Here is a 24,812-nt window from a genome sequence, read left to right as displayed (position 1 = left end):
GTCGTGCGGATCAAGGTGGCGGTGCAGGTACCGCCACCAGCACCGCCTTCTTCGCAACGCGCACATGCACGGGCGTCCGTGCCAGCACCTCCCCGTCGATGGAGATGCGCAAATGCGGGCGGGTATCGAGCCGAAATTCCGTACCTCTGAACTCGCGGGTATGGGCATTGCTATCGCGGAAACGGAAGAACTTTGAATACCAGTCGAGCGCGAGCCGAACGAGGCTCCTGCCCACCACCGCCTGAATCACAATTTCCCCGCTATCCACGCCCGCATTGGGGGATAGTTCCACTCCGCCGTGGAACGGGCCGTTGAGAATGCGTACCTCTGTGGACCATAATCGGTGCGTCCGGCTTCCATCGTCGATGATCAGCCTGAAAGGCTTGAAGTTGACAGCGCACCGCAGCGCCCAAATTAGATAGCCGAGTCTGCCCAGATAGCGCTTGAGCTTGTGCGGTACACTCTCTCCGATCAGCGGAGAAAGACCCAGCGAAGCGCCGTTCACATAATAATCGTCGTTGATCATGCCCAGATCGATGCGGCGGCACCGGCCATGGGCGATCACATCAACCGCACCATCCAAATCGAGCGGGATGCCGAGCGTGCGCGCAAAGCTGTTGGCCGTACCCAGCGGTAACACCGCGAAGACGCAGCCCGTGCCGACCAGCTCGTCCACCGTGCCGGACATTGACCCGTCGCCGCCGCCGACGATCACCATCGGCGCGCCGTCCCGCACTACCTGGCGCACCACGTCATCAAGCTGCGCGGGGTCCGTCACAGCATGGGCGGCGACAAGGCGGACGCCAGCTTGCTCCAGCTTGCCCCGCGCGCTTTCGAAAAGATCCTGCCCCTTGCGCGACTGGGCGTTGACCACGAGCGCGGCTTCGCGGGGAAGAGAGACAGGCGTCATCGCGCCGGGCATCCTGAACAGAGGGAAATCATGGCGTGGGAGAAACCCTTTGCGGCCTTGCTCGTTCCCCAAGGCGATGGCCCGTATAGCACATCTCTCCGATCTGCACTTCGGCGCAATCTGCCCCAAGGCCGTTTCAGCCACCGAGGCGTGGCTGGAGCAGCAGCAACCGGATCTCGTCATCATCAGCGGAGACTTCACCCAGCGCGCGCGCGTTGCACAGTTTCGGGCCGCCTCCGCCTATGTCAACCGCCTGCGTGCCCGGGGCTTTCCTGTGCTGCTGATACCGGGCAATCATGACATCCCGCTCTATGATGTGTTCCGCCGTTTCGCGTCCCCGCTCGGGCGATACAAGCGCTACATCAGCAACGATCTGTGCCCGTGGTTCGAGGATGACGAGGTTGCGGTGCTGGGCATCAACACCGCCCGCTCGCTTACCATCAAGGATGGGCGCATCAACGAGGACCAGATGCGCATGATAGAGGAGCGATTCCATGCCGTCGCGCCCGGCAAGACGCGGATATTGGTGACGCACCACCCCCTGTTTGCGATGCCGATCGCCAGCGGCGGGGAATTGAGCGAAGCCGTGGGGCGCAGCCGCAGCGCGATCAAGGCGGTCGCCGCAGCGAAGATCCATATCGCGCTCGCTGGCCATTTCCACCAGACATACGCGCAGGCCGCGCGCAAGATGGTGGAGGATGCGGGGCAGGCGCTCGTCATCCAGGCCGGCACCGCCACCTCGACCCGACTGCGCAACGATCAGCCCCAAAGCTTCAACTGGCTGCATGTGCGTCGGCACAATGAGGTGGAGCTGCAGGTCGTGGTGTGGGACGGCGCCAGCTTTCAGCGCGGCAATCATGTGGAATTTACGTTCGACGGCGAGAACTGGTCCACGCGCGAACTCACCGATTCCGCCCGGCCCTGACCCGGCTTTTCATCGCCCGCTCCACCGCGCCGGCATGGTCGGTTGCGCCAAGCCGTGAGCCGTGAGGGGAACTCCGTCGTCGGCGAAGCATTGTTCCACAAAAGCTAAAAACAGCCGAGTAACCCCGATGCGTCCACTATCCAATCCGTTGAACTGTCATCGTAAATACCGCTTTGTTACCCCCTCCCGCTTCGGCAAATGGTATGCCGATCTCAAGGAGGCGCAGCGCCACAGCGCGCGCATCGGCGCAGGCTTTTTCGACGAGGCGAGCGGGCGGTTCTTCCCCTATCCCGGCACAAAGCTGGACACCTACGACATTCGCGGCGACAATGATGACGAACAACGCCCGGCCTTTACGTTCGGGTAGTGCCGGACGCGCGGCTAATTTAACTCTCCTCCAGCAACCCCTCATGCAGCCGCACCACGCGGTCCATCCGGGCTGCGAGCCGCTCGTTATGCGTGGCGACGAGGGCGGAGCTGCCCTCGTCTCTCACAAGGCGCAGAAACTCGTCGATCACCACGTCGGCCGTGCGTTCATCCAGATTGCCGGTAGGCTCATCAGCCAGCACCAGCGCGGGCCGGTTCGCCAGCGCGCGCGCCACCGCGACACGCTGTTGCTCGCCGCCGGAGAGCTGGCTCGGCTTGTGATCCATCCGCTGAGAGAGGCGAAGCGCGCCGAGCAGATCCGCCGCCCTCTGCGCCGCAACCGCATCCGCCACGTCGCGCACCATCTGCGGCAGCATCACATTTTCCGCCGCCGTGAAATCGGGCAGCAGGTGGTGAAACTGATAGACGAACCCCAGCGCATCGCGGCGCAGGCGGGTGCGCTCGTCACCGTTCAGCTTCGCCGCTTCCTCGCCAAGGATACGGATCGATCCCTCGAACCCGCCCTCCAGCAGGCCGACCGCCTGCAGCAATGTCGACTTGCCGGAACCCGAGGGCCCCAGCAGCGCCACGATCTCCCCGCGCGCGATCGAAAGGTTCACGCCGCGCAATACCTCGATCGTCACCCCGCCCTGGGTAAAGGCGCGCTTCAAGTCGCGCACGACCAACACCGGCTCACTCATAGCGCAACACCTGGACCGGGTCGGTGTTCGCGGCCTTGAACGCCGGGTAAAGCGTGGCAAGGAAACTGAACCCTACCGCCATCAGGCAAATGACGACGATCTCCACCGGGTCCGGCCGCGAGGGCAGCTCAGCCAGAAACCGCACCGAAGGGTCCCAGATATTCTGTCCGGTCACCAGCTGGATGAACGCGACCACCTTCTCCCGGAAGAACAGGAAAACAAACCCCATTACCACGCCCGCTGCCATGCCGAGCGAGCCGATCGTCACCCCCACGGTCACGAAGATCTTGAGCAGCGAGGACCGGCGCGCACCCATCGTCCGCAGGATCGCGATGTCGCGCGTCTTTGCGCGCACCAGCATGATGAGCGAGGAGAGAATGTTGAACACCGCCACGAGGATGATGAGCGAGAGCACGACAAAGCTGACGATCCGGTCCACCTGCAATGCCTCGAACAGCGAGGCGTTCATCTGCCGCCAGTCGGTGATGACCGCGCGCCCCTCCACCTTGTCCGCCAGCGGTGAAAGGATGTCGGACACCTTGTCGGGATCGCTCGTCGTCACCTCGATATTGCCAACCACATCGCCCAGCAACAGCAGCTGCTGCGCATTCTGCATCGGCATGATGACGAACGCCTTGTCATAATCATAGATGCCCACTTCGAACACCGCGCCGACCTCATAGCCGATTTCGCGCGGCACGGTGCCGAACGGCGTCGTGCGCCCGGCCGGGTTGATGATCGAGATCGTGTTGCCCACCGTCACGCCGAGATTGTCCGCAAGGCCGGAGCCGATGGCGATCACGTTCCGCCCCGGCGCCAGGTTGGCCATATTGCCCACCTTCACCTTGCCCTTGAGCGACTCGTTGCTGGCGATGTCGTCCATCGTCATGCCGCGCACCAGCACGGCTTCCACCCGGCCATTGAAGTTGGCGAGTAGCGGCTGCTCGATCAGCGGCGTGGCGCGTACAACGCCGGGCGTCGCCTTCACCTCCGCCATGATCCGCCGCCAGTCCGGCAGGCGCCCGCCATAGCCTTGAACGACCGCATGACCGTTCAGCCCCACGATCTTGTCGAAAAGCTCCGCGCGAAATCCGTTCATCACGCTCATCACGATGATCAGCGCGGCCACCCCCAGCATCACCGCGACAAGGCTGATCCCGGCCACCAGAAAGATGAAGCCCTCGCCCTTTCCGGGCAACAGATAGCGCTTGGCGATCATCCGTTCGAAACGGCTCAGAATCATGCGGGGCGGCTCCTCGATCGCGCGTTGCGTTGCTCTACGGCCCAATACGCTGAAGGACAAGCATGACGGCCGCAAAACCCCTGTGGCCAAATTGACACATCAGCGCGGCAAAAATGATTCTCAACCAAATTTGAATGATGACAAGCGCCGCTTCTGGCCATAGCAGTAGCCCTCGAACATAGGCACAGAAAATGGCCATGGTTCAGGGATACCGTGCTCCTCACAGCGACTGCAGGGGCGCGATGGGGAGGATGGATAACACAAAGGGAACGGCGCTCTCAGCGCCACAAGCCCGGATCGCTCAAGGGGGAGCGGTCCGGGTTTTTGTTTCATGGTTGCAGCTGGACGGCAGATGAGAATTATGCCGGTTTGAGCACTACACGCCTGCCAAAGTCTGGCTCGCGATATCTCATACTCGCGTGGTTCACGCTGGGTTTTCCCAGTCGCGAAGCTTGCCCGGCGGCCCGCATGGCACTGGCCGCCTCCTCCCACTGGGGCAGCCTATCCCCCTCCTGCTCCCACGAAACGACGCTGGCCTCGTCGCACCAGCCAGACAGGCGCGGCATCGCTAGTTTGTGCGCGCCGGAAAGCATGAAGGTGCGCATGCTCGCGGGGTCATCCCACAAAGTCATCGTCCAGAACGTCCTGTCCTTGTCCTGCACGACTGAGCCGCCCCGAAACCCCTCGGCCTTCTTTACCTGAGACAGAATTCGGAGGCTGCGAAAGAAAAACGCCGGGAGATAGAGAGCCGAGCGCAACCTCAGCCGGGTCACCGCAACAAGCACGTCTGCCTCCTTCCCCAGTCCGGGCAGGAAACCATAACAAACATGCGGTTGGAGGCAAGTTTGCAACTTTGCAAAGTTCAATTGCAAAATGCGGCTTTTCGCGCGGGCTATACTGTGCTTTCAGGCGCCATCACAAATCCGCCCGAACAGGAGCACGCGATGAACATCCATGAATATCAGGCCAAGGAACTGCTGGCGAAATATGGCGCGCCGATCGCTGCCGGCCATGCGGCGTTCACCGTAGACGAAGCCGTGGCCGCCGCGGGCAAGCTGCCGGGGCCGCTTTACGTCGTGAAGGCCCAGATCCACGCGGGCGGACGCGGCAAGGGCAAGTTCAAGGAGCTCGGCCCCGATGCCAAGGGCGGCGTGCGCCTCGCTAAGACGCTGGATGAAGTGAAAGCGGCGGCGACCGACATGCTCGGCAATACGCTCGTCACGGTGCAGACCGGGCCGGCCGGCAAGCAGGTGAACCGCCTCTACATCACCGACGGCGCGGACATCGCCAAGGAATTCTACCTCGCGCTGCTCGTCGATCGCGCCAGCGGTCGCGTCGCGATGGTCGCCTCGACCGAGGGCGGCATGGACATCGAGGAAGTCGCACACAGCACGCCCGAGAAGATTCACACCATCGCCATTGACCCGGCAACCGGCTTCATGCCGCATCATGGCCGCCGCATCGCCGCCGCGCTGGAGCTGACAGGCGATCTTGCCAAGCAGGCCGCCAAGGTCGCCTCCTCGCTCTATGCTGCGTTCCTCGGCACCGATGCGAGCCAGATCGAGATTAACCCCCTCGCCGTGACCGAGCAGGGCAACCTGCTGGTGCTGGACGCCAAGGTCGGCTTCGATGGCAACGCGCTATTCCGCCACCCGGATCTGATGGAGCTGCGCGACGAGACCGAGGAAGACCCGGCCGAGCTGGAAGCCAGCAAATATGACCTCGCCTACATCAAGCTCGATGGTGACATCGGCTGCATGGTCAACGGCGCCGGTCTCGCGATGGCGACGATGGACATCATCAAGCTCAACGGCATGTTCCCGGCGAACTTCCTTGATGTCGGCGGCGGCGCCAGCAAGGAGAAGGTAACGGCGGCGTTCAAGATCATCCTCGCGGATCCGGCCGTGAAGGGCATTCTCGTCAACATCTTCGGCGGCATCATGAAGTGCGACATCATCGCCGACGGCATCGTCGCCGCCGCAAAGGAAGTAAACCTCTCGGTCCCGCTGGTTGTGCGGCTCGAGGGTACCAACGTGCAGCAGGGCAAGGACATTCTCGCGGGGTCGGGCCTGCCGATCGTCTCGGCGGATGATCTGGGTGATGCCGCGCGCAAGATCGTGGCGCAGGTGAAGGCGGTTTCCTGATTCGCCGGAGCGAGCATCAGCCCTGACGCTACGGCATACAAGGCTGATCGCCTTACGCTTGCGTCAATCAATCAAAGCGCGCATGTAGCGCGGCGATGACACTCCCCGGGGTGGAAGCGAACTGGAGGTAAGAGATTATGAAACTTCTCGTACCCGTGAAGCGGGTGATAGATTACAACGTAAAGCCGCGCGTGAAGGCGGATGGGAGTGGTGTTGATCTTGCGAACGTCAAGATGAGCATGAACCCGTTTGACGAGATCGCGGTTGAGGAAGCGCTGCGGTTGAAGGAGAAGGGCGTCGCGACGGAAGTGGTTGCGGTGTCGGTTGGCCCGGCGAAGGCGCAGGAGACTTTGCGCACTGCCTTGGCGATGGGCGCGGACCGCGCGATCCTGATCGAGACGGACGCGGAGGTGGAGCCGCTGGCTGTTGCGAAGCTGCTGGCGAAGGTTGCGGCGGAAGAAGGGCCGAGCCTTGTGATTCTGGGCAAGCAGGCGATTGACGACGACAGCAACCAGACCGGCCAGATGCTGGCCGCGCTGCTGGGCTGGGGCCAGGGCACGTTCGCGAGCAAGGTTGAGGTATCGGGCGATAGCGTTGCCGTGACGCGCGAGGTCGATGGCGGTCTGGAGACGGTGAGCCTGAAGCTCCCGGCCATCGTGACCACGGACCTGCGCCTGAACGAGCCGCGCTATGCCTCGCTCCCCAACATCATGAAGGCGAAGTCGAAGCCCTTGGCGCAGAAGAAGCCGGAGGATTACGGCGTCGATATCGCACCGCGCCTCACCACGCTGAAGGTCACCGAGCCTCCGGTCCGCCAGGCGGGCATCAAGGTTGCCGACGTGGACGAACTGGTCGCGAAGCTGAAAGCATTGGGAGTAGCGGCATGAAGACGCTGGTATGGGTTGAGCATGAGGGCGGCGCCCTCAAGGACGCAACGCTCGCTGCCGTTACCGCGGCATCGAAGCTGGGCGAAGTACACCTCATCGTTGCGGGTAGCGGCGTCGGCGGTGTGGCCGCCGAGGCCGCGAAGATCGCGGGCGTGGGCAAGGTCCATGTCGCGGACGATGCTGCGTTCGACCATGCGCTGGCCGAGAACATCGCGCCGCTGATCGTCGATCTCATGAGCCATCACGACGCCTTCGTCGCGCCCGCGACCAGCAACGGCAAGAACATCGCCCCGCGCGTTGCTGCGCTGCTCGACGTGATGCAGCTTTCCGACATCCTCTCCGTCGAGAGCGCCGACACCTTCACGCGTCCGACCTATGCGGGCAACGCGATCGCGACGGTGAAGACGTCCGACGCCAAGCTGGTCATCACCGTGCGCGGCACCGCGTTCGAGAAGGCGGCGAAAGAGGGCGGTGCGGGCAGCATCGAAGCCGTCTCCTCCACCGGCGACAAGGCTTTGAGCAGCTTCGTCGGCGCGGAGATCGCCAAGCTCGAACGTCCGGAACTGACCTCGGCCAAGATCATCGTATCGGGCGGCCGGGCCCTCAAGGACAGCGAAACATTCGAGGCGAATATCTTCCCGCTCGCCGACAAGCTCGGCGCAGCCGTCGGCGCATCCCGCGCCGCCGTCGACGCGGGCTATGTGCCCAATGACTATCAGGTCGGCCAGACCGGCAAGATCGTCGCTCCGGAAGTCTACGTCGCGGTCGGCATCTCCGGCGCCATCCAGCACCTTGCCGGCATGAAGGACTCAAAGACCATCATCGCCATCAACAAGGACGAGGACGCCCCCATCTTCCAGGTCGCAGACATCGGCCTCGTCGGTGACCTCTTCAAAATCGTGCCAGAGCTGACTGAAAAACTCTGAGCCGGTCATCCGCAAACGCAATCAGCCCCGGCCTCACCCGCCGGGGCTTTTTCGTGTTTGATCATCAACGCGATATTCGCGGTTAACGGCGTTGGCGGATATGCGCGCCTCCGCTAATTTAACGAAATGTTAACCAGGATTCGCCGCCTTTTCACGATCAAGACCAAGTTCGAGGCCTTTGCCGTGATCTACGCGCTGGCATTGGGCGCGGTGGATCGTGGCGCCCTCTACCTCGCGCAGTATCCAGGTACAGGCGGCAAGCTGCTGTTCCTCGCTTGCTGCACGGCGGTGATGATGGGCGGCGGCAAGATCATCGACGCGGTCGATATGCGCGCGCAGCTCGGCTATCTGGACTGAGCGCCATTTGACAGGGCAGCCTCGGCCTGCGCCAGCGCTTCCGGCGTGTTGATGTTGTAAAAGGGGGCGTCCACCGCCACCACGCGCGCACCGCATGCGCGCATCCAGCCCCTGATCGAGCGGTCGTCCTGAATTGCAAGCCAGCGGTCGAGTTCCTCCGCCAGTGTCGCGGGCCAATAGCCCATCAGCCAGTGTTCTTCCACCACCGCAGGACCGGGAGAAAGCCGCGCGGCCATATCTGGCGGCACCGGCAGGGTATCGCACCCCGCGCACAACACCACTTCATGCCCCTGCTCGCGCGCGAAATGCAGCGCGGCGTTGAGGCCACCCAAGGGCCCCTCGCCGCCGCGCGGTCGATCCAGGACCGAGGGCAACCCACCCCACTCTCGCCCGACGACGACCAGCGCATCCGTCTGCAGCGCGAGAGCGCGCGCGACATGATCGATCAGCGCCACGCCATTGAGCCGCGCCGCCGCCTTGTCCGCGCCGAAACGCCGCGCCTCCCCGCCCGCGATGATCGCGCCGAGCAGGGTCACGCAGTCCGGCCTCGCTTATTCCTCGATCGGCGCGCCCGGCCCGTTCTTGAGAATCGATTCGATGGCATTTTTCGCCGAAGCCTTGCTCTTGTAGCCTTCGGTCCAGAAGATGACTTCGGCGTTGTATTTGAATTTGGCGACATATTCGCCCGCCTTGTTCTGCTCGATCACAAACTTGTGCGCCATGATCCCAACTCCGCAAGTGTTGCGCTGCGCAGCCTATCGCACGGCTCAAGCCCCGCAAGCTGAAAAGCGCTCCGGAGTGTAAATCTTCGTATCGATGCCGGCGATGAGCAAATCTTCCACCCCCAGGATCAACGCCGCTGCCAGCCGCGCCGCAGCGGGGGCGGTCTGTATGCCGAAGCCTCCCTGCCCCGCAAACCAGAAGAAGCCGCGCACATCCGCGTCTCGTCCGTAAACCGGCAGCCGATCCGGCGCGAAGCTGCGCAAGCCCGCCCATTTGCGTTCCACCGCCTCCACGCGCCAGTCCACCACCTGGCTTAGCCGATCGATCGCAATGGCAACGTCCAGCTCGTCAGGCGCGACATCGCCCGGCTCGGCGGGCTGCTCATCATGCGGGGTAAGCCACAGCCGCCCGCCGCCAATCGGCTTGAAATAAAAGCTTTCGGCAAGGTCGAGCACCAGTGGCAGGTGATCGGGCGCTGCCGGGTCAACCCGCAGCTGAACCACCGTGCGCAGCAAAGGCCGGATGCCCAGCCCGCGCACGCCGCTCCGCTTCGCAACATCGTCAGCCCACGCCCCCGCAGCGTTGATCAGCAGCCCCGCGCGCACCTCCTCCCCGCTGGCGAGACGCACGCTCCAGCCACCTCCGGGCAGCGCGCACGCGCCCTCGAACCGGGATGAACACGTCACCACGCCGCCGAGCCGGCGCAGCCGCCGTAAATACGCCTCATGCAGCGCGGCGACATCGATGTCGCACGTATTCGGTTCGGCAAGGCCAACGGTCCACTCCGCGCGCAGGCCGGGCACCCCTGCCTTCAGCGCCTCCCCATCCACGCGCGCGAACAACGCATCGTCGGCAAAGGTGCCGATCATGGCATCGCGCAGCGCCGCGTCCCCCACCCGGCCGATATGCAACGCGCCACGCGGGGTCAGGAAACCGTGCCCGGCAAAGTCCGGGTCCGGGCTGGCAAGCAGCGGGTATGACGCGCGGGTAAGCGGGCGGACGCGCGGCCCGCCATAGCTTTCCGTCCAGAAGGCGACAGACCGCCCGGTGGCATGATAGCCGGGCTGTGCCTCGGCCTCGACCACCAGCACAGACATATGCCCCGCCAGCTCCGCCCCAAGGCTGGCGCCCGCCATCCCGGCGCCGATGATCACGGCGTCATAGCGGTTGGCAGGCAGGGTCATGGGCGGGGGCAATGCTCTGCGAAAAAGGCGTCGATCCGGGCCAGCGCATCGTCACGCACCGCATCCACCTCGCGCAATATCTCATGCGCGACGTCAGCGCCATAGACATGGGTTTGCGCGCCCGGTATCCGCGCCGCCGCGCGCAGGATCGCAGGGGTAGAAACCACCGCGTCCCCTTCGCTGGCCAGGATGAGCAACGGCACCCGCACGACCTCCAGCACACCGGGCCGCATCAGCAACCGCATGGAGCGGCTCGCAGCGCGCAGCCATCCCCAGGTCGGCGTGTCGAGCGCAATATCAGGCCGCTCCATTTCGAACCGCGCCTCGCGCAACAGGCGCTCCCGGTCGTGGGTGAGTATCGTCGGCAAGGTCGCGCCCTCGTCCACCCGCAGGGCAGAGCGCACCCGCCCCACACCCCGCTTCCCCAGGCCGAGCGCGCAGGCCGCCGCCGCAATTCCTCCAGCGAGCCAATGCGGCAACCCACCGGTATGGATGCCCAGCATCGGCGCGACCAGCGCCACCGCATCCGCCGCTATCCGCCCTTCGGCAAGCGCGCGCAGCACAAGGTGTCCGCCCATCGAATGCGCGACGATCACATGCGGCCCCTGCCCCTCAGTCCGCACCCGCCAGTCGCGCGCATAGGCTTCGATATCCTCCAGCCAGGCGGCAAAATCTTCCGCATGGCCCAGCGCACTGCCCGCGATAAGCCGCCCGGAGCCGCCCTGCCCGCGCCAGTCCACACTCTCCACCGACCAGCCCTGCTCTGCCCAGCCGGCCAGCGCCTCGTCATATTTTTCGATGTGATCGGCCCGCCCACCGAGAAACAGCAGACAACCGCGTGGCTTCCCCTGCCCCGCCAACCGCACGCGCCGCAATGGCCATCCGTCGGGCGCGGGCCAGCTCTCCATCATGGCGTCATCTATCGGCATGGCCAGTCGCATTAACGCGCTGTTTACGAGTTGGTAAGGCATTGCGTCTAGACCTGCGAGCATGAGCGGGGAAATTATCAGGATAGTCTTGCTGAGCGCACTGGCGGTATTGCTGGTGGCCGCCGCTGTCACCGATATCCGCGCCCGCATCATCTCCAACCGGCTGAACCTCGCGATCGCATTGCTCGCGCCGCTCTATTGGCTGGCCAGCGGCATTCCTGCCTGGCCCGACATGGCGCTCCAGGTCGGCATGGGCATCGGCATGTTCGGCATATTCGCTGCCCTGTTCGCGCTTGGCATGATGGGCGGCGGCGATGTTAAGCTCTTGGCGGCGGTTGCGCTGTGGTTCCCGTGGCAGGCGCTGGGCTTCCTTCTGCTGCTCATGTCCGTGGTCGGCGGCGTGGTCACGCTGGTGACTGTGGTCCATCACCGCATGAACCGCAGGCTCGGCCAACCAGAGATCCCTTACGGGGTTGCCATATCGTTCGCGGCGATGTGGCTGGTTGGTGAACGGATTATTTACCATTTTGCGTAACAACTGCGCACGGAAAACCGGCTTTTCCGGGCTTGGAGGACGAGGTTCGTCATGGATATGAAAAAAGCTGCACTGCTGGTTGGTGCGCTCGTGATCGCGGTGGCGGCGGCGCTGATGGCCCGCTCCATGTTCAGCGACACGCAGGCGCCCGCCCCTCAGGCGACGGCAGCCGCCGTGCCGCAGCAGGCGCTCGATGGCCCGCAGGTACTGGTCGCCACCAAGGCGCTGCCCGTCGGCACGATCATCGATGCAGAGAGCTTCCGTTTTCAGCCCTGGCCCAAGGACCTCGTTGAGGAAGCCTATTATCTGCAAGGCAAGGCAGACCCGCAGTCGCTGCAGGGCGCGGTTGTACGCAACACCGTGACCGCCGGTCAGCCCGCAACGCGCGGCGCGCTGATCATGCCGGGTGAGCGCGGCTTCCTCGCCGCCGCCCTCGGCCCGGGCATGCGCGCCGTCACGGTGCCGGTCAACATGCAGAGCTCGGTCGCTGGCTTCATCTTCCCCGGTGACCGCGTCGACGTGCTCGTGACGCAGACCGTCAATGGCGACGATGCCAACAACCCGCTGCGCGTCAGCGAGACGATCGTGCGCAACCTGCGCGTGCTGGCCACCGACCAGCGCACCAACGCGATGGACGACGCGGGCAAGCCCGATGTCCGCACCTTCACCAACGTTACGCTGGAAGTCACGCCGCGCATCGCCGAGAAAATCGCTGTGTCGCAGACGATCGGGCAGATTTCGCTCACGCTGCGCGCGCTTGCAGACACCAAGCAGGATCTGGATGCCGCCATCGCCAATGGCAACGTCAACCTGCCCAACGGCAACGATCCCGGTGCCGAAAAGCGCGCCCTTACCACCATCGCATCCCGCCCACAGGATGGCCCGTCGGGCTATTCCACGGGCGGCGACGTTTCGCGCTTCGCCCGGCGCTCGATGCCACCGCGCAAGGTAGTGCCGCAAGTGGGCGCCATCGTTCGCGTGTCGCATGGCGGCTCGATCGAGCAGGTAGAGATCAGGGGAAATTGAGATGACCAATACCCGCCCATCCTTGCGCAAGGCCGGCACGCTCGCCAGCGCGCTGCTGCTGGCCAGCGCCAGCCTGATTGCGCCCGCCGGCATCGCTGGCGCCGCGCCCGAGGCCGCGAAATCGGCGGACAGCGGCGTCATACTGATGTCGGTCGGCACCAGCCGCGTCATCAACCTGCCCGGCCAGATGACCGATGTCGTCGTCGCCAACCCGGCCGTGGCAGACGTGCATGTCCGCTCCCAGAACCAGATCTACATCCTCGCCAAGGGTGCGGGTGAAACCAATATTTCCGCCACGACGGCGGGGGGCCGCGTGTTGTGGAGCGGCCTGATCCGCGTCGGCAACAACCTCACCAGCATCGACCAGATGCTGAAGCTCGCCATGCCGGATTCGGACATCACCGTCTCCAAGATGAATGGCCTCATTCTGCTTACCGGCACGGTGAAGGCACCGGAAGACGCCGCCGAGGCAGAGCGCCTCGTTCAGGCCTTCTCCGCCCCCACGGCGGGCGGCACGCCTTCGGTGACAGTGGTGAGCCGCCTGCGCACCGCGACGCCGCTTCAGGTCAATCTGCAGGTCAAGATCGCCGAGGTCAGCCGCAATCTGCTGCACCAGATTGGCAACAACATTGTCACATCAGACGCAAGCGGCGGCTTCAAATTCGGCGTCGGTCAGGGACGCAGTTTCATCAATGGCCAATGGGCGCCTGGCGGACCGCTTGGTGTAGGCAATGGCCTGCAACCAGCGCAGGGTTACGCCATAGACCCCAACACCGGCTTATTTCGAACGGCTAAAGAAGCAATCGGCTCCGCAGTCAATCCGCTATCGGGGGCTACCTCCATCGCCGCCGACACCAAGCTGTTCGGCATAAATATTCTCGCCGCGCTCGATCTCGCAGAGGTCAGCGGCCTGGCCACCACGCTCGCTCAGCCCAACCTCACCTCGCTTTCAGGAGAGACGGCGAGCTTCCTCGCGGGCGGCGAATATCCGTATCAAGTATTTAACGGCAACAACAATGGTGCGAGCTACGAGTTCAAGCAGTATGGCGTGCAGCTCTCGTTCACACCGGTGGTGCTGGCGGACGGGCGCATCTCGCTGCGCGTGCGGCCGACCGTTTCCTCGCTCGATTTCTCTGTGGCCACCAGCGGTGTCCCTGCCCTTAAGACCCGCACGGCGGAAACTTCTGTGGAACTCGGCTCCGGTCAGTCCTTTATGATTGCTGGGCTGCTCAGCAACGACACCTCGAACAACATCAACAAGGTACCCGGTATCGGCAATGTGCCGATCCTCGGCAGCCTGTTCAAATCGCGCCGCTTCCTGCGCGACGAGACTGAGCTCGTGATCGTCGTCACCCCCTATCTGGTCAAGCCGATCAACGCCAGCGACGTGCGCCTGCCGACAGACGGCTTCCGCAACGCCACCGAGCTGCAGGGTCTGCTGCTGCAAAAAGGGTCTGATGGCGTGAGTGGCGGCAAGCGGCCCATGCCTTCCGTCGCCCCCTCCGGCCAGCAGCCCGCCAACCCGTCGGGCGCGCCGCAGGCAGCAGCCACCCCAGCTCCCGCGCCTTCGGAAACCAAGCGCAAGGCCGCCCGCACCGCCTCTGCCGAGGCCGTTGGGCCGGGCTTCACATTCTGACGGGAAGGACCACAGCCATGCGTAACCTCCACTCACGCCCCTTCCTCCTCCTCGCCCTGGCGGCGCTGCCGCTGGCGGCCTGCAACGCCGAGTCGACAGGCAATCGCTCCGTCGAATCCGTGCATCAGCCCGTCGTCAGCTACACCAGCTTCGTGATGGACCTGCGCGCAGACAGCGACGCGGGCGTCTCGAACGCGGAGAAGGAGCGCCTCAACGGCTGGCTCGATTCTCTCAGCGTTGGCTATGGCGACAGCGTGATGATCGCTGATGGCGCATCGTCTGCCGCCCGTGCCGATATTGCCGATGTGCTGGGCAAGCGCGGTATGCTGATAAAGGACGATAGTGCAGTTACCGCAGGAACGCCGCCATATGGCTCCGTCCGCCTCGTCGTGCGCCGCGCGACCGCCTCGGTCCCCGGCTGCCCCGACTGGAGCACTAAGCAGGAAAACTCGATGTCCGGCGGTACCAGCTCCAACTTCGGCTGCGCGATAAACAGCAACATTGCCGCGATGGTCGCCAACCCGGAAGACCTCGTGCGCGGCCAGACCGAAAGCAATGACGGCCTGCGCACCGCTACCGCCAACCGCGCGATCAAGGATATGCAGGCCAAACCGACCACCGGTGCGGGCGGCCTCGTCAGCCTCGGAGGAAACTGATCCATGAACGCTCCCTTCAAAATGGGTCTGGGCGCCGGGCGCGACATGTTTCAGGCCTATGCGTGTGACGACAGCACCGCCGCCATCCTCCGCTCCGTGGCGGTCGAAATGGGCTGGGATGCCGAGCGCGTCTACAAGGGCGGCCTGCGCAACGCGGTCCAATCGCTTTCGGTCAGTGCCAGCCCCCATGTGCTGTTGGTCGACATGTCGGAATCGATCGACCCGCTCAATGACATCAACGGACTTGCCGAGGTCTGCGAGCCCGGCACCATCGTCATCGCCTGCGGGCTGGTGAACGATGTCCGTCTCTATCGCGATCTGCTGGCCAGCGGCATCCAGGACTATCTGTTGAAGCCGCTGAATGCCGAGCATGTGCGCGATGCCTTCTCGGCAGCGCAGGCGGCATTCCTTGCCCCGCGCCTTGAAGGTGGCGAGACACAGAGCCACATCGCCACCGCCGTCATCGGTGTCCGTGGCGGCGTCGGCGCGTCCACGGTCGCGACCTCGCTCGCCTGGATGCTCTCCGAAACCGCGAACCGACCCACTGCCCTGCTCGACCTCGATCTGCACTTCGGCACAGGTGCGCTGGCGCTGGACCTTGAGCCGGGCCGTGGCCTGATCGACGCAATCGAAAACCCCAGCCGCATCGATGGGCTGTTCATCGAGCGCGCGATGGTGAAAGCCTCGGACAAGCTCGCCCTGCTCTCGGCCGAAGCGCCAATCCACCAGCCGATGCTGACCGACGGCGGCGCCTTCCACCAGCTGGAAGAGGAATTCCGCACCGTCTTCGCCGCCAGCGTCATCGATATGCCGCGCCACATGTTGATCCAGTTCCCGCAGCTGATGGGCGACTATAATGTCGGCATCGTGGTAACGGAAATCACGCTCGCCGGCGCGCGTGACACGATCCGTCTGCTGTCCTGGCTGCGCGCCAACGCACCGCAGATGAAGGTGCTGGTCGTCGCGAACAAGGTTCAGGCCAACGCGCTGGAAATATCCCGCAAGGATTTCGAGCAGTCGATCGAACGCAAGATCGACGTCAGCCTGCCCTACGACATGCGCCTCGCCGCGCAGGCCGCAAAGCTTGGCAAAACACTGGCCGAAGTTTCGAAGGCCAGCAAGCTCGGCAGCGCCTGTGGCACCATGCTCACCCAGGTGCTGGAGCTTGGCGGCGCGGACGGCACCGTTGCCGAACCCAAGAAGGGTGGCTCGCTGATCGGCAAGCTCAATGAACTCAAGGACCTGCTGCCCAAGAAGGGCGGCAAGGCGAAAACGGAAGCATAATCAGGCCATGGCAAACGAGGGCCGCAGATAAAGCATCATGGATCCCAAACTGATCCTTCTCCTGATGATGGTGGGCGGCGCGCTCATGCTGCTGGCGCTCGCCTTTTCCGGCCCGTCCGTCAGCAAGGCACAGTCGCGCCGCCTCTCCGCCGTGCTGGTGCGCCACAGCGCCGCTGCCGAAAATCAGGTCGAGGCGCGGATGCGCAAGGCGATCGCCTCCGCATCGACCCAAAAGACCAACGCCTTTACTTCGCTGATCCCCGATCCGGAAAAGCTGGCGAAGCGCCTGCGTATGACCGGCAAGAAATGGACGCTCAACGGCTATATGATGACCTGCGCGGCGCTCACCGCCGGCGTGGCTGGCCTTGGCCTGACGCGTGGCTGGTCGCCGCTTACGGCGCTGTTCGTCGGCACCGCCGTCGGGCTTGGCCTGCCGCACAAATATGTCAGCATGGTCATCGCCCGGCGCATCAAGAAGTTCACGCAGAACTTCCCGGACGCGCTGGAACTGATGGTGCGCGGCCTGCGCTCCGGCCTGCCGATCGCCGAGACGCTCACGATAGTCTCGACCGAGGTTCCCGCCCCCGTGGGCGAGGAGTTCAAGCTGGTGACGGAGCGGATCAAGATCGGCAAGACCATGGATCAGGCGCTGATCGAGACGGCCGAACGCCTCGGTACGCCCGAATTCCAGTTCTTCTGCATCACCCTCAACATTCAGCGCGAGACGGGCGGCAACCTTGCCGAAACGCTGTCAAACCTCGCGACCGTGCTGCGCCAGCGCGCGCAGATGAAGCTCAAGATCAACGCGATGTCGTCTGAATCCAAGGCCTCCGCCATGATTATCGGCTCGCTGCCGTTCATCGTCTTCGGCCTTATCAGCGCGATAAACTACAGCTACATGTCGCCCTTCTTCACACCGGACCCCAACGGCATGTTCGGGTTCAGCCTGATGCAGATGATCGGCATCGGCGGCATGTGCTGGATGGGCATCGGCGTGTTCATCATGGCCCAGATGATAAACTTCGAGATCTGACGCGATGTCCGGCAGCACCCTTTTTGGCATGACCGGCGCGGATGTCGCGACCCTGCTCGCCGCCGTCGCGACGCTCGCGGTGCTGTTCGCCATGTATATGGCGACCACGGTGCGCGACCCGATGACCAAGCGGGTAAAGGCGCTCAACGAGCGGCGCGAGCAGCTCAAGGCTGGCATCACCGCCTCGACCGCCAAGCGCCGCGCCAAGCTGGTCCACCAGCGCGAGAGCACCGATTTCATGCGCCTGCTGCTGAAAAAGCTGCAGGTATTGCAGGACGATCAGCTCCAGGTCGCGCAAAAGAAGCTGGCGCAGGCCGGCATTCGCTCCAAGGATCTTGCCGTCGCCGTCATCTTCGGGCGGATGGCGCTTCCCATCGTCATAGGCGGCTTCGCGGCGTTCATGCTCTATGTGGTTGGCGCATATCCGGAATGGAGCGATTTCAAGCGCTTCATGGCGTTCGCCACCTGCCTGCTCGCCGCCTACAAGGCGCCGGACATCTATCTTTCCAACCTCATCACCAAGCGTTCCGCCGCGATCCGCAAGGGCCTGCCGGACGCGCTTGATCTGCTCGTTATCTGCGCCGAAGCGGGCCTAACCGTCGACGCAGCCTTCGCCCGCGTGTCGAGGGAGCTGGGCCGCGCCTACCCGGAACTGGGTGACGAATTTCAGCTCACCGCCATCGAGCTGTCCTTCCTGACCGAGCGACGGCAGGCCTTCGAGAATCTGGCCAATCGCGTCAACCTCGAAGCCTTGAAGGGCGTCGTCACCACGATGATCCAGACCGAGAAGTACGGCACGCCTCTCGCCTCGGCGTTGCGCGTCCTGTCGGCCGAGTTCCGGCACGAGCGCATGATGCGCGCCGAAGAGAAGGCCGCGCGCCTCCCCGCGATCATGACCGTGCCGCTGATTCTCTTCATCCTGCCGACGCTGTTCGTCGTCATCCTCGGCCCTGCGGCCTGCTCGATCAGCAAGAGCTTCTGACAACGCCCGTTGCGCTCGCCCGGGCCCGTGCCCATAACGGGGCGCGGGGGGGACGGCCATGTTCAACGACACCATAGAAGCCAACGGCCCGCTCGTGCGATGGAGCAGCGAAAAGGCAAGCTGGTTCTTCGTCGTGCTGTCAGGCGATGTGGTGGGCGAAATCCATTATGCGGCGATGGGGCGGACCGGCGGCTTCGGCTCGGTCAAGGTGCGCGCGACGATCGGCGGCACCACATGGGAAACCTCGCTGTTTCCGCACAAGGAAGTGTCGGGCTTCGTGCTGCCGGTCAAGGCGGCGGTGCGCAAGGCCGAGGGGCTGGTGGAAGGAGACCGGATCAGCCTGGTCCTGCGTGTATGACAAGTCGCCCCGGTGCCGAACCTCGAGCGCCCGCTATTCCTTCACGAGCTTGCAGGGCCGGATCTCGTCCGGCTCGGGGCGCGCGCCTACCGTCCTGAACCGGGCCAGATAGCCGCCGCTCGACGGGCGTGGCTTCATCTCCACCAGCTGGTACCCCACCGAGGAAAACTCGCACGCCAGCAATTTGGGCGGCGTGCCATGCTCCGACGTCGGCCGGTCCGAGTCGACGACGATCACCTCGCCATCCGGTTTCAGCGCGGGCCGCAGATGCCAGAGAAACGCATATGGCTCCTCGATCTCATGATACATATGGACCATGAAGACGCGGTCAAAGCTGTGCTCCGGCAGCTTGGGGTCGTCGGGCGTGCCGAGCTTCACGGAAACATTCGCCCAGTTCTCGCGGGTGATGCGCTGTCCCAGCGCATCGATCGCCTCCGGCATGATGTCTTCTGCCAGCACGCGCCCGTCCTTGCCCACGCGTTTCGCCAGCCGCACTGTGTAATAGCCCTCGCCCGCGCCGATATCGGCCACCGTCATGCCCGGCGCCGCGCCCGCATGATCCATGATGTCCTCGGCCTCGCCCAGCTGGTCTCGCGCCTCCTCCGAGGAATAGCGGGTCGAGATGATCGGCGAGACGGGCCGGTCCGCCTGCGGAAAATCCCGCGCGCTTTCGCGCCGCCCGTCGGGTTCTCCGCCCAGCCAGTCACACCCGCCCAGCATCAGCGCGCCGCACAGCGCCGCAGCCAGCGCCGTCCGGGCGAGGATCAATCGACGTCCTCCACGTCCACCTTCTCGCCGGTGACACGCTGGCTCAGCGCCGCCGCCATATAGGGGTCGAGCGCGCCATCGAGCACATCATCGGGCGAGGAGGAAACGACGCCCGTGCGCAGGTCCTTCACCATCTGATAGGGTTGCAGCACATAGGAGCGGATCTGGTGGCCCCAGCCGATCTCGGTCTTGGCGGCATATTCGCCGCTGGCCGCCGCCTCGCGCTCCGCCAGCTCCTTTTCATAAAGCCGGGCCTTCAGCATGTTCATTGCAGTGGCGCGGTTCTTGTGCTGGCTGCGGTCGTTCTGGCAGGCGACGATGATGTTGGTGGGCACGTGGGTGATGCGCACCGCCGAGTCGGTGGTGTTGACGTGCTGCCCGCCCGCGCCGGAGGCGCGATAGGTATCGATCTTGAGGTCTGCCGGATTGATCTCGATGTCGATATTGTCGTCGATCACCGGATAGACCCACACCGAGCTGAACGAGGTGTGCCGCCGAGCTGAGCTGTCATAGGGCGAGATGCGCACCAGGCGGTGCACACCGCTCTCGGTCTTGGCATAGCCATAGGCGTTCTCGCCCTTGATCAGCAGCGTCGCGGACTTGATGCCCGCCTGCTCGCCTGCCTGATAATCGACCAGCTCGACCTTATAACCGCGCTTTTCCGCCCAGCGCTGATACATGCGCTGAAGCATCTCCGCCCAGTCCTGACTCTCTGTGCCGCCCGCGCCTGCGTGAATTTCGAGATAGGTGTCGGAGGCGTCCGCTTCACCGGCAAGCAGCGCCTTGATCTTGTCCTCGTCCGCCTTGTCGGCCAGCGCTGCAAGACTGGCGATCGCCTCGTCGACGAGCGCGTCGTCCCCTTCCGCCTCGGCCAACTCGATAAGCTCGACTGTGTCGGTCTTATCCTTTTCGATGGCGCGGGTGGCGGAGATAGCAGCGTCGAGCCGTGTGCGCTCGCGCATCACCTCCTGTGCCTTCTTCTGGTCGTCCCACAGCGTCGGGTCTTCGACGCGCGCGTTCAACTCATCCAGACGGCGCAGCGCGCGGTCCCAGTCGAGAAAGCGGCGCAGCAGCTCCAGCGCGGCATCGATACGATCACAATAGGCTTGCGCTTCGGCGCGCATGGAAATTCTCCAGTATGATACTCTGTATGAGTTTAAGATACTCCGTCATCCCGGACTTGATCCGGGATCCAGAGTCTCACGCGCTGCGCCTCGATCACTGGATCCCGGATAGCGTGATTTTCTGCCCAAATTCTGACGAATTTGGAGAAAATCAGCTTCCGGGATGACATTACTCCGTCTGAACTGCCCTCAGCCCCTAATATATCCCGCCTTCCTGTTGCAAGAAATCGCTGTCGCGTGACGAGCTGGCACTGGCGCGGGCGGCACGCGCGGCTTCGGCCTTGGCCTGCGCGTCCAGTTCTTCCTTGCGGATGGTGCGGCGCGGTTCGGTCTCGGGCTTGAACGCTTCCCAGATCACGGCGGGCTTGGGGTCGTTGGTGGGCCATGCGCCATAGACACGCTTGCCAGAGCGTCGGTCGATGCGAACCATGCGGATGCCCGCGGGCGCAACGAACGGTTCCTTGGGCATGTCCTTCAAAATCGGCGCCATCGCCTCTTTCCAGATCGGCGCGGAAATCCGGCCACCCTGCGCATAGCCGCCGAGGGAGCGCGGCGTGTCATAGCCCAGATAGACGCCGGCCACGAGATCGGGCGATCCGCCGACGAACCACACATTGGTCGGGCCGTTGGTCGTGCCGGTCTTGCCGAACAGTGGGCGGCCAAGGTCCGCCAGCACTGTCGCGGTGCCGCGCTGGATCACGCCTTCGGTGATATGCACGATCTGATAGGCGGTCATCGGGTTCATCGCCTGTTTGCCGGAAAGGCCGAAGCGGGGCATCGGCTTGCCATCCCAGTCGCGCGCATTGCACCCGGTGCACGCGCGCCATTTGTCGGGCCAGATCACCTTGCCGTGCCGGTCCTGCACATAGTCGATCACGCGCGGGCTGTTGAGGCGGCCATGGTTGGCGAGCGCCGCATAGGCGTTGACCATCTTCTCGACCGTCGTCTCGCCCGCGCCCAGCGCATAGGCAAGATAGGGCTGGTAATCGCCGATGTTCATCGCCTTGATTGTCCGCACCACGCGGTCCATGCCGGTCTGCGACGCGGTGCGCACCGTCATCAGGTTGCGCGATTGCTCGATGCCCCAGCGCATCGTGTGCGGCCCGCCGCCGCCCGCATCGAAATTCTTGAAGCATTTCTGGCCGAGCGAGGCGGACTGCCAAACGCAGAACGGCCCATCGACAATGATCGTCGCGGGCGTCATGCCATTGTCCAGTGCCGCGGCATAGACGAACGGCTTGATTGTCGATCCCGGCTGGCGCTGCGCCTGCGTCACGCGGTTGTAGGAGGAAAGGCTGGAGTCGAACCCGCCCTGCATCGCGTAGATACGCCCGGTGCGAACCGCCTGCACCATCATGCCGCCCGACACCTCAGGCACGCTGCGCAGCGCATAGGTGCTGCCGCCCATCGGCTTGACGACGATGAGGTCGCCGGGTTTCAGCGCGTTGAATGCCGGGCCGCCAATCTTGCGATAAGGCGTCTGTGCGAGGCTGGCGGGCAGGATGCCGGTCTTGCCGCCGGAAAGGCCCAGCTCCGCGCCGCCCCGGTCTTTGGACACTACCACCGCGACGCGCCAGTCCTGATAGTCGATGCTCTTGAAGCTGCTGGCGAAGCGGCTGCGCCACTGGTCGTCCATCTCGATCGTTGCGATCGGGCCGGACCAGCCGTGCCCGCCCGAATAGCGCAGCAGGCCGTTGCGCAGCGCGTCGCGCGTACGCCCCTGAATCGCGGCATCATAGGGCGTGCGGATCCACAGCCCCCCGGCATAGACGCTATTGGGGCCGCTCTCCTCATTGTCGCCGAACTTCTCGATCAGGCGGCGGCGCACCTCTTCCATGTAATAGCCGCCCGCGCTCGCGCGCTTGCTGTCGAACAGGGTGCCGAGCTGCGCCACGGTATCGAGCGGGCGGGAGGTGGCGTCGCGGTATTGCGCGTCGGTGATCCAGCCATTCTGCTTCATCTCGCCCAGCGCCCAGTTGCGCCGTTCGAGCGCGCGGGCATAGCCCTTCGCTGTTTCGGGGCGATAGTTGGATGGCCCCTTGGGCAGGATGGCGAGGAAGGCGAACTGGTGCAGTTTGAGCTCGCCTACGTCCTTGTTGAAATAGGCGCGGGAGGCGGCCTGCACGCCATAAGCGTTGCGACCGAGGAATATCTGGTTGAGATAGAGTTCGAGGATCTGCTGCTTGGTCATCGCCCGCTCGATGCGCGAAGCGAGGATCATCTCGCGGATCTTGCGGCTGGGGGAATATTCATCGCCCAGCAGCAGGTTCTTCGCCACCTGCTGGGTGATGGTGGAGCCGCCCTTGGCGCGCTGGCCGGAGCCGATCTTGGACACATAATCGACGACCGCGCCCGCCAGGCCGGTGATGTCGACGCCGTGATGCGAAAAGAAGGTCTTGTCCTCGGCCGAGAGCACGGCGCGGATCAGCAGCGGCGGAAAGTCATTGTAGCTCAGTTGCACCCGGCGCTCGCGCGCGTAGCTGTAAACGGGTTCGCCATTGACGTCGCGCACCACGCTGGGAAGCGAGGGTTCATAGTCCGCCAGCGCCTCGGCATTGGGCAAATCGCGCGCAAAAATGACCCAAAAGAGCGCAAAAAGAACCAGAATTGCGCCGAAAATGGCGGTCGCGCGGCGGAACCAGCGCCGTTGCCACCAGCTAGCCAGCATCAGCCGCGCGTCGCTCACCCCTCTGGTCACGCGATAGCTGAAGCGATCCTCGCTCTGTGTTCCGGCCCCAGGCTCAGTCATGGCACCCGCCTGTAGGAGATGTAGGACCGCTTGACCAGCCTTTCACCGTGGAAATCATCGTGGACTAACCCGCCGCGCAAAATAGATCTCGATCGCCCGCGCCACCCCTTCCGCCGTCTGCGCCCGCCCCTGCGCCGAAGACAGCCGCGCCACATCCTGCGGGCTGGTGATATACCCCGCTTCAAACAATATCGAGGGCACGTCCGGCGCCTTCAACACGACGAGCGACGCGAAGCGATGCCAGTTGCTGCGGAACGGCGTGTGCGCCGCCGCCTCGCGATAGAGCAGTTCCGCAAATGCCACCGATTGCGCCATCGCCTCGCGCTGCGACAGGTCTATCAGGATCGAATTCACCACCCCGCCCTGCGCGCCCATATCCACGCCGTTGATGATGTCAGACCGGTTTTCCCGCGCGGCCAGGCGGGCGGCCTCGCGGTCCGATGCCGTTTCCGAAAGGGTATAGATGGTCGCCCCCTGAGCAGTGTCGTTCTCGGCCGCGTCGGCGTGGATCGAGATGAAGAGGTCCGCCCCCAGCCTGCGCGCGATGTCATAGCGTTCCTGCAACAGCAGAAACTGGTCGTCTCCGCGAGTCAGCGCCACGCGAATCCGGCCACCGCGCACCAACCGGTCGCGTAGCGCCAGCGCCAGCGCCAGCGTGAGTTCCTTCTCCTGGCGCTCCCCGCCCCGGCTGGCCGCACCGGGATCGTGCCCGCCGTGCCCGGCGTCAATCACCACCAGCGGGCGAGACGGGTCAGTTGGGCCGTAGATCGGCGGCAGCTTCACGCCCTTTGCAGGCGGCGGGATCCGCACCCTTATGCTGTGGCTGTGTCGCGGCGGGCGCGCATACCACACCGGCTCGGCGGGATGCACGCCGCCCACCGTCGCGAATAACAGAGGAGCTAACAGGAGGTGTGCGCTCATGGCGACATCTAATCGCCGCTAAGCCGCGCGTCGTCCAGCCGCGTTAAGATAATATTTACCATGTTGGGCCGAATATCGGCGCGAGCAGCCAACAAAAAATTGGGGAGCTGTTGCTCCCTGTCATCAGTGGTGCTAGCTCATGATACGCGCAATGCCGTCGGCTGGCTGAAGTCATGACGCATGGCGCGCTTGCAGGGTGGATGAGGGCATTTCCCCATATCCGCCCGATACTAGACAGGTTGACGTTGCAATGAGGCATTTTCCCCACTCCGTTCAGGGCCACACAGTTGGCCTTGACGCGCGGTCGGGTGTTTGGGGGTCCGGCGCACTGACCGGCCATGCCCATGCAGCAGACACATATCTCGCACTTAGACACAAACCTATCCACCAGAACCGGGAACGCCCCGGCCAGCCCGCTGGGGCATGGCTGTGCGGCGCGCCCCCT

General features: G+C 64.2%; 26 protein-coding genes. 14 read left to right on the top strand and 12 right to left on the bottom strand.

What is annotated here, in order from left to right:
* Positions 1 to 10 precede the first annotated feature (10 nt).
* Positions 11 to 910, bottom strand: a complete 900-nt coding sequence (locus OOT33_RS11765) for a YegS/Rv2252/BmrU family lipid kinase (protein WP_307750211.1) — start codon at positions 908 to 910, stop codon at positions 11 to 13.
* Between the two features lie 76 nt (positions 911 to 986).
* Here OOT33_RS11765 and OOT33_RS11760 point away from each other — a divergent pair, with 76 nt between their 5' ends.
* Together OOT33_RS11760 and OOT33_RS11755 are read left to right on the top strand one after the other, a co-directional pair.
* On the top strand, positions 987 to 1,835 hold the full coding sequence (locus OOT33_RS11760) for a metallophosphoesterase (RefSeq protein ID WP_307750210.1): 849 nt from the start codon (positions 987 to 989) through the stop codon (positions 1,833 to 1,835).
* Between the two features lie 127 nt (positions 1,836 to 1,962).
* Positions 1,963 to 2,202 carry a hypothetical protein gene (locus OOT33_RS11755; protein ID WP_307750209.1) on the top strand — a complete coding sequence of 80 codons (240 nt, stop codon included), beginning with the start codon at positions 1,963 to 1,965 and terminating at the stop codon, positions 2,200 to 2,202.
* A gap of 19 nt (positions 2,203 to 2,221) precedes the next feature.
* Here OOT33_RS11755 and OOT33_RS11750 read toward each other — a convergent pair whose 3' ends face one another.
* The 3 genes from OOT33_RS11750 to OOT33_RS11740 form a co-directional block, all read right to left on the bottom strand.
* Positions 2,222 to 2,902: an ATP-binding cassette domain-containing protein gene (locus OOT33_RS11750; protein ID WP_307750208.1), complete on the bottom strand. Its 681-nt coding sequence runs from the start codon at positions 2,900 to 2,902 to the stop codon at positions 2,222 to 2,224.
* Positions 2,895 to 4,145, bottom strand: a complete 1,251-nt coding sequence (locus OOT33_RS11745; RefSeq protein WP_307750207.1) for a lipoprotein-releasing ABC transporter permease subunit — start codon at positions 4,143 to 4,145, stop codon at positions 2,895 to 2,897. Before OOT33_RS11745 ends, OOT33_RS11750 begins: the two co-directional genes overlap by 8 nt.
* A 359-nt stretch (positions 4,146 to 4,504) precedes the next feature.
* A complete protein-coding gene (locus OOT33_RS11740; RefSeq protein WP_307750206.1) occupies positions 4,505 to 4,930 on the bottom strand; it encodes a DUF3291 domain-containing protein in 426 nt (141 codons plus the stop codon).
* Positions 4,931 to 5,089: 159 nt separating this feature from the next.
* Between OOT33_RS11740 and sucC the strand changes: the two genes are divergently transcribed.
* From sucC to OOT33_RS11720, 4 genes are all read left to right on the top strand, one after another.
* Positions 5,090 to 6,289: an ADP-forming succinate--CoA ligase subunit beta gene (gene sucC, locus OOT33_RS11735; protein ID WP_307750205.1), complete on the top strand. Its 1,200-nt coding sequence runs from the start codon at positions 5,090 to 5,092 to the stop codon at positions 6,287 to 6,289.
* Positions 6,290 to 6,426: 137 nt separating this feature from the next.
* Positions 6,427 to 7,176 (top strand): electron transfer flavoprotein subunit beta/FixA family protein, encoded by a 750-nt coding sequence (locus tag OOT33_RS11730; protein ID WP_307750204.1) that lies wholly within the window; start codon positions 6,427 to 6,429, stop codon positions 7,174 to 7,176.
* Positions 7,173 to 8,102 (top strand): FAD-binding protein, encoded by a 930-nt coding sequence (locus tag OOT33_RS11725; RefSeq protein ID WP_307750203.1) that lies wholly within the window; start codon positions 7,173 to 7,175, stop codon positions 8,100 to 8,102. Before OOT33_RS11730 ends, OOT33_RS11725 begins: the two co-directional genes overlap by 4 nt.
* Positions 8,103 to 8,228: 126 nt before the next feature.
* Positions 8,229 to 8,459 carry a hypothetical protein gene (locus OOT33_RS11720; RefSeq protein ID WP_307750202.1) on the top strand — a complete coding sequence of 77 codons (231 nt, stop codon included), beginning with the start codon at positions 8,229 to 8,231 and terminating at the stop codon, positions 8,457 to 8,459.
* On the opposite strand, the gene OOT33_RS11715 is transcribed toward OOT33_RS11720, so the two are convergent.
* Genes OOT33_RS11715 through OOT33_RS11700 form a run of 4 tightly spaced genes read right to left on the bottom strand, consistent with a single transcriptional unit; the run spans position 8,447 to position 11,295 of the window.
* Positions 8,447 to 8,995 carry an NTP transferase domain-containing protein gene (locus tag OOT33_RS11715; protein ID WP_307750201.1) on the bottom strand — a complete coding sequence of 183 codons (549 nt, stop codon included), beginning with the start codon at positions 8,993 to 8,995 and terminating at the stop codon, positions 8,447 to 8,449. The genes OOT33_RS11720 and OOT33_RS11715 overlap by 13 nt on opposite strands.
* 15 nt (positions 8,996 to 9,010) lie before the next feature.
* Positions 9,011 to 9,181: a DUF1508 domain-containing protein gene (locus OOT33_RS11710; RefSeq protein ID WP_129404922.1), complete on the bottom strand. Its 171-nt coding sequence runs from the start codon at positions 9,179 to 9,181 to the stop codon at positions 9,011 to 9,013.
* Positions 9,182 to 9,226: 45 nt separating this feature from the next.
* Complete coding sequence (locus OOT33_RS11705) at positions 9,227 to 10,366, bottom strand: FAD-dependent oxidoreductase (protein ID WP_307750200.1); 1,140 nt, start codon at positions 10,364 to 10,366, stop codon at positions 9,227 to 9,229.
* Positions 10,363 to 11,295 carry an alpha/beta fold hydrolase gene (locus OOT33_RS11700; protein ID WP_307750198.1) on the bottom strand — a complete coding sequence of 311 codons (933 nt, stop codon included), beginning with the start codon at positions 11,293 to 11,295 and terminating at the stop codon, positions 10,363 to 10,365. The genes OOT33_RS11705 and OOT33_RS11700 overlap by 4 nt, the downstream gene beginning before the upstream one ends.
* Positions 11,296 to 11,356: 61 nt before the next feature.
* On the opposite strand from OOT33_RS11700, the gene OOT33_RS11695 reads away from it, so the two are divergent.
* The 8 genes from OOT33_RS11695 to OOT33_RS11660 are packed head-to-tail and all read left to right on the top strand — an operon-like array spanning position 11,357 to position 18,805.
* Entirely contained in the window at positions 11,357 to 11,830 is a 474-nt protein-coding gene (locus OOT33_RS11695) for a prepilin peptidase (RefSeq protein WP_307750197.1), read from the top strand.
* Between the two features lie 51 nt (positions 11,831 to 11,881).
* Positions 11,882 to 12,856 carry a Flp pilus assembly protein CpaB gene (gene cpaB / locus OOT33_RS11690; RefSeq protein WP_307750196.1) on the top strand — a complete coding sequence of 325 codons (975 nt, stop codon included), beginning with the start codon at positions 11,882 to 11,884 and terminating at the stop codon, positions 12,854 to 12,856.
* A 1-nt stretch (position 12,857) separates the two neighbouring features.
* Entirely contained in the window at positions 12,858 to 14,492 is a 1,635-nt protein-coding gene (locus OOT33_RS11685) for a pilus assembly protein N-terminal domain-containing protein (RefSeq protein ID WP_307750194.1), read from the top strand.
* Between the two features lie 17 nt (positions 14,493 to 14,509).
* Positions 14,510 to 15,148, top strand: coding sequence for a CpaD family pilus assembly lipoprotein (locus tag OOT33_RS11680; RefSeq protein WP_307750193.1), 639 nt, complete (start codon positions 14,510 to 14,512; stop codon positions 15,146 to 15,148).
* A 3-nt stretch (positions 15,149 to 15,151) separates the two neighbouring features.
* Positions 15,152 to 16,432, top strand: coding sequence for a pilus assembly protein CpaE (locus tag OOT33_RS11675; RefSeq protein WP_307750192.1), 1,281 nt, complete (start codon positions 15,152 to 15,154; stop codon positions 16,430 to 16,432).
* Positions 16,433 to 16,469: 37 nt separating this feature from the next.
* Positions 16,470 to 17,465 (top strand): type II secretion system F family protein, encoded by a 996-nt coding sequence (locus OOT33_RS11670; RefSeq protein ID WP_307750191.1) that lies wholly within the window; start codon positions 16,470 to 16,472, stop codon positions 17,463 to 17,465.
* A 4-nt stretch (positions 17,466 to 17,469) separates the two neighbouring features.
* The gene (locus OOT33_RS11665; protein ID WP_307750190.1) at positions 17,470 to 18,447 is read left to right on the top strand and encodes a type II secretion system F family protein; all 978 of its coding nucleotides are present in this window, start codon (positions 17,470 to 17,472) and stop codon (positions 18,445 to 18,447) included.
* 58 nt (positions 18,448 to 18,505) lie between these two features.
* Positions 18,506 to 18,805 carry a DUF1905 domain-containing protein gene (locus tag OOT33_RS11660; protein ID WP_307750189.1) on the top strand — a complete coding sequence of 100 codons (300 nt, stop codon included), beginning with the start codon at positions 18,506 to 18,508 and terminating at the stop codon, positions 18,803 to 18,805.
* 33 nt (positions 18,806 to 18,838) lie between these two features.
* Here the strand turns inward: OOT33_RS11660 and OOT33_RS11655 are convergent, their stop codons facing one another.
* The 4 genes from OOT33_RS11655 to OOT33_RS11640 form a co-directional block, all read right to left on the bottom strand.
* Positions 18,839 to 19,525, bottom strand: coding sequence for a methyltransferase domain-containing protein (locus tag OOT33_RS11655; RefSeq protein ID WP_307750371.1), 687 nt, complete (start codon positions 19,523 to 19,525; stop codon positions 18,839 to 18,841).
* Positions 19,526 to 19,569: 44 nt separating this feature from the next.
* On the bottom strand, positions 19,570 to 20,697 hold the full coding sequence (prfB, locus tag OOT33_RS11650; RefSeq protein ID WP_307750188.1) for a peptide chain release factor 2: 1,128 nt from the start codon (positions 20,695 to 20,697) through the stop codon (positions 19,570 to 19,572).
* Positions 20,698 to 20,893: 196 nt separating this feature from the next.
* Positions 20,894 to 23,446 (bottom strand): penicillin-binding protein 1A, encoded by a 2,553-nt coding sequence (locus tag OOT33_RS11645; protein ID WP_373690557.1) that lies wholly within the window; start codon positions 23,444 to 23,446, stop codon positions 20,894 to 20,896.
* Between the two features lie 54 nt (positions 23,447 to 23,500).
* Positions 23,501 to 24,367 (bottom strand): N-acetylmuramoyl-L-alanine amidase, encoded by an 867-nt coding sequence (locus tag OOT33_RS11640; RefSeq protein WP_307750187.1) that lies wholly within the window; start codon positions 24,365 to 24,367, stop codon positions 23,501 to 23,503.
* Between the last annotated feature and the right edge of the window lie 445 nt (positions 24,368 to 24,812).

It is taken from the genome of Sphingobium sp. DEHP117 (assembly GCF_030867385.1).
In the GTDB taxonomy this organism is placed as follows: Bacteria; Pseudomonadota; Alphaproteobacteria; order Sphingomonadales; family Sphingomonadaceae; genus Sphingobium.
This window is presented reverse-complemented; position numbering and strand designations above follow the sequence as displayed.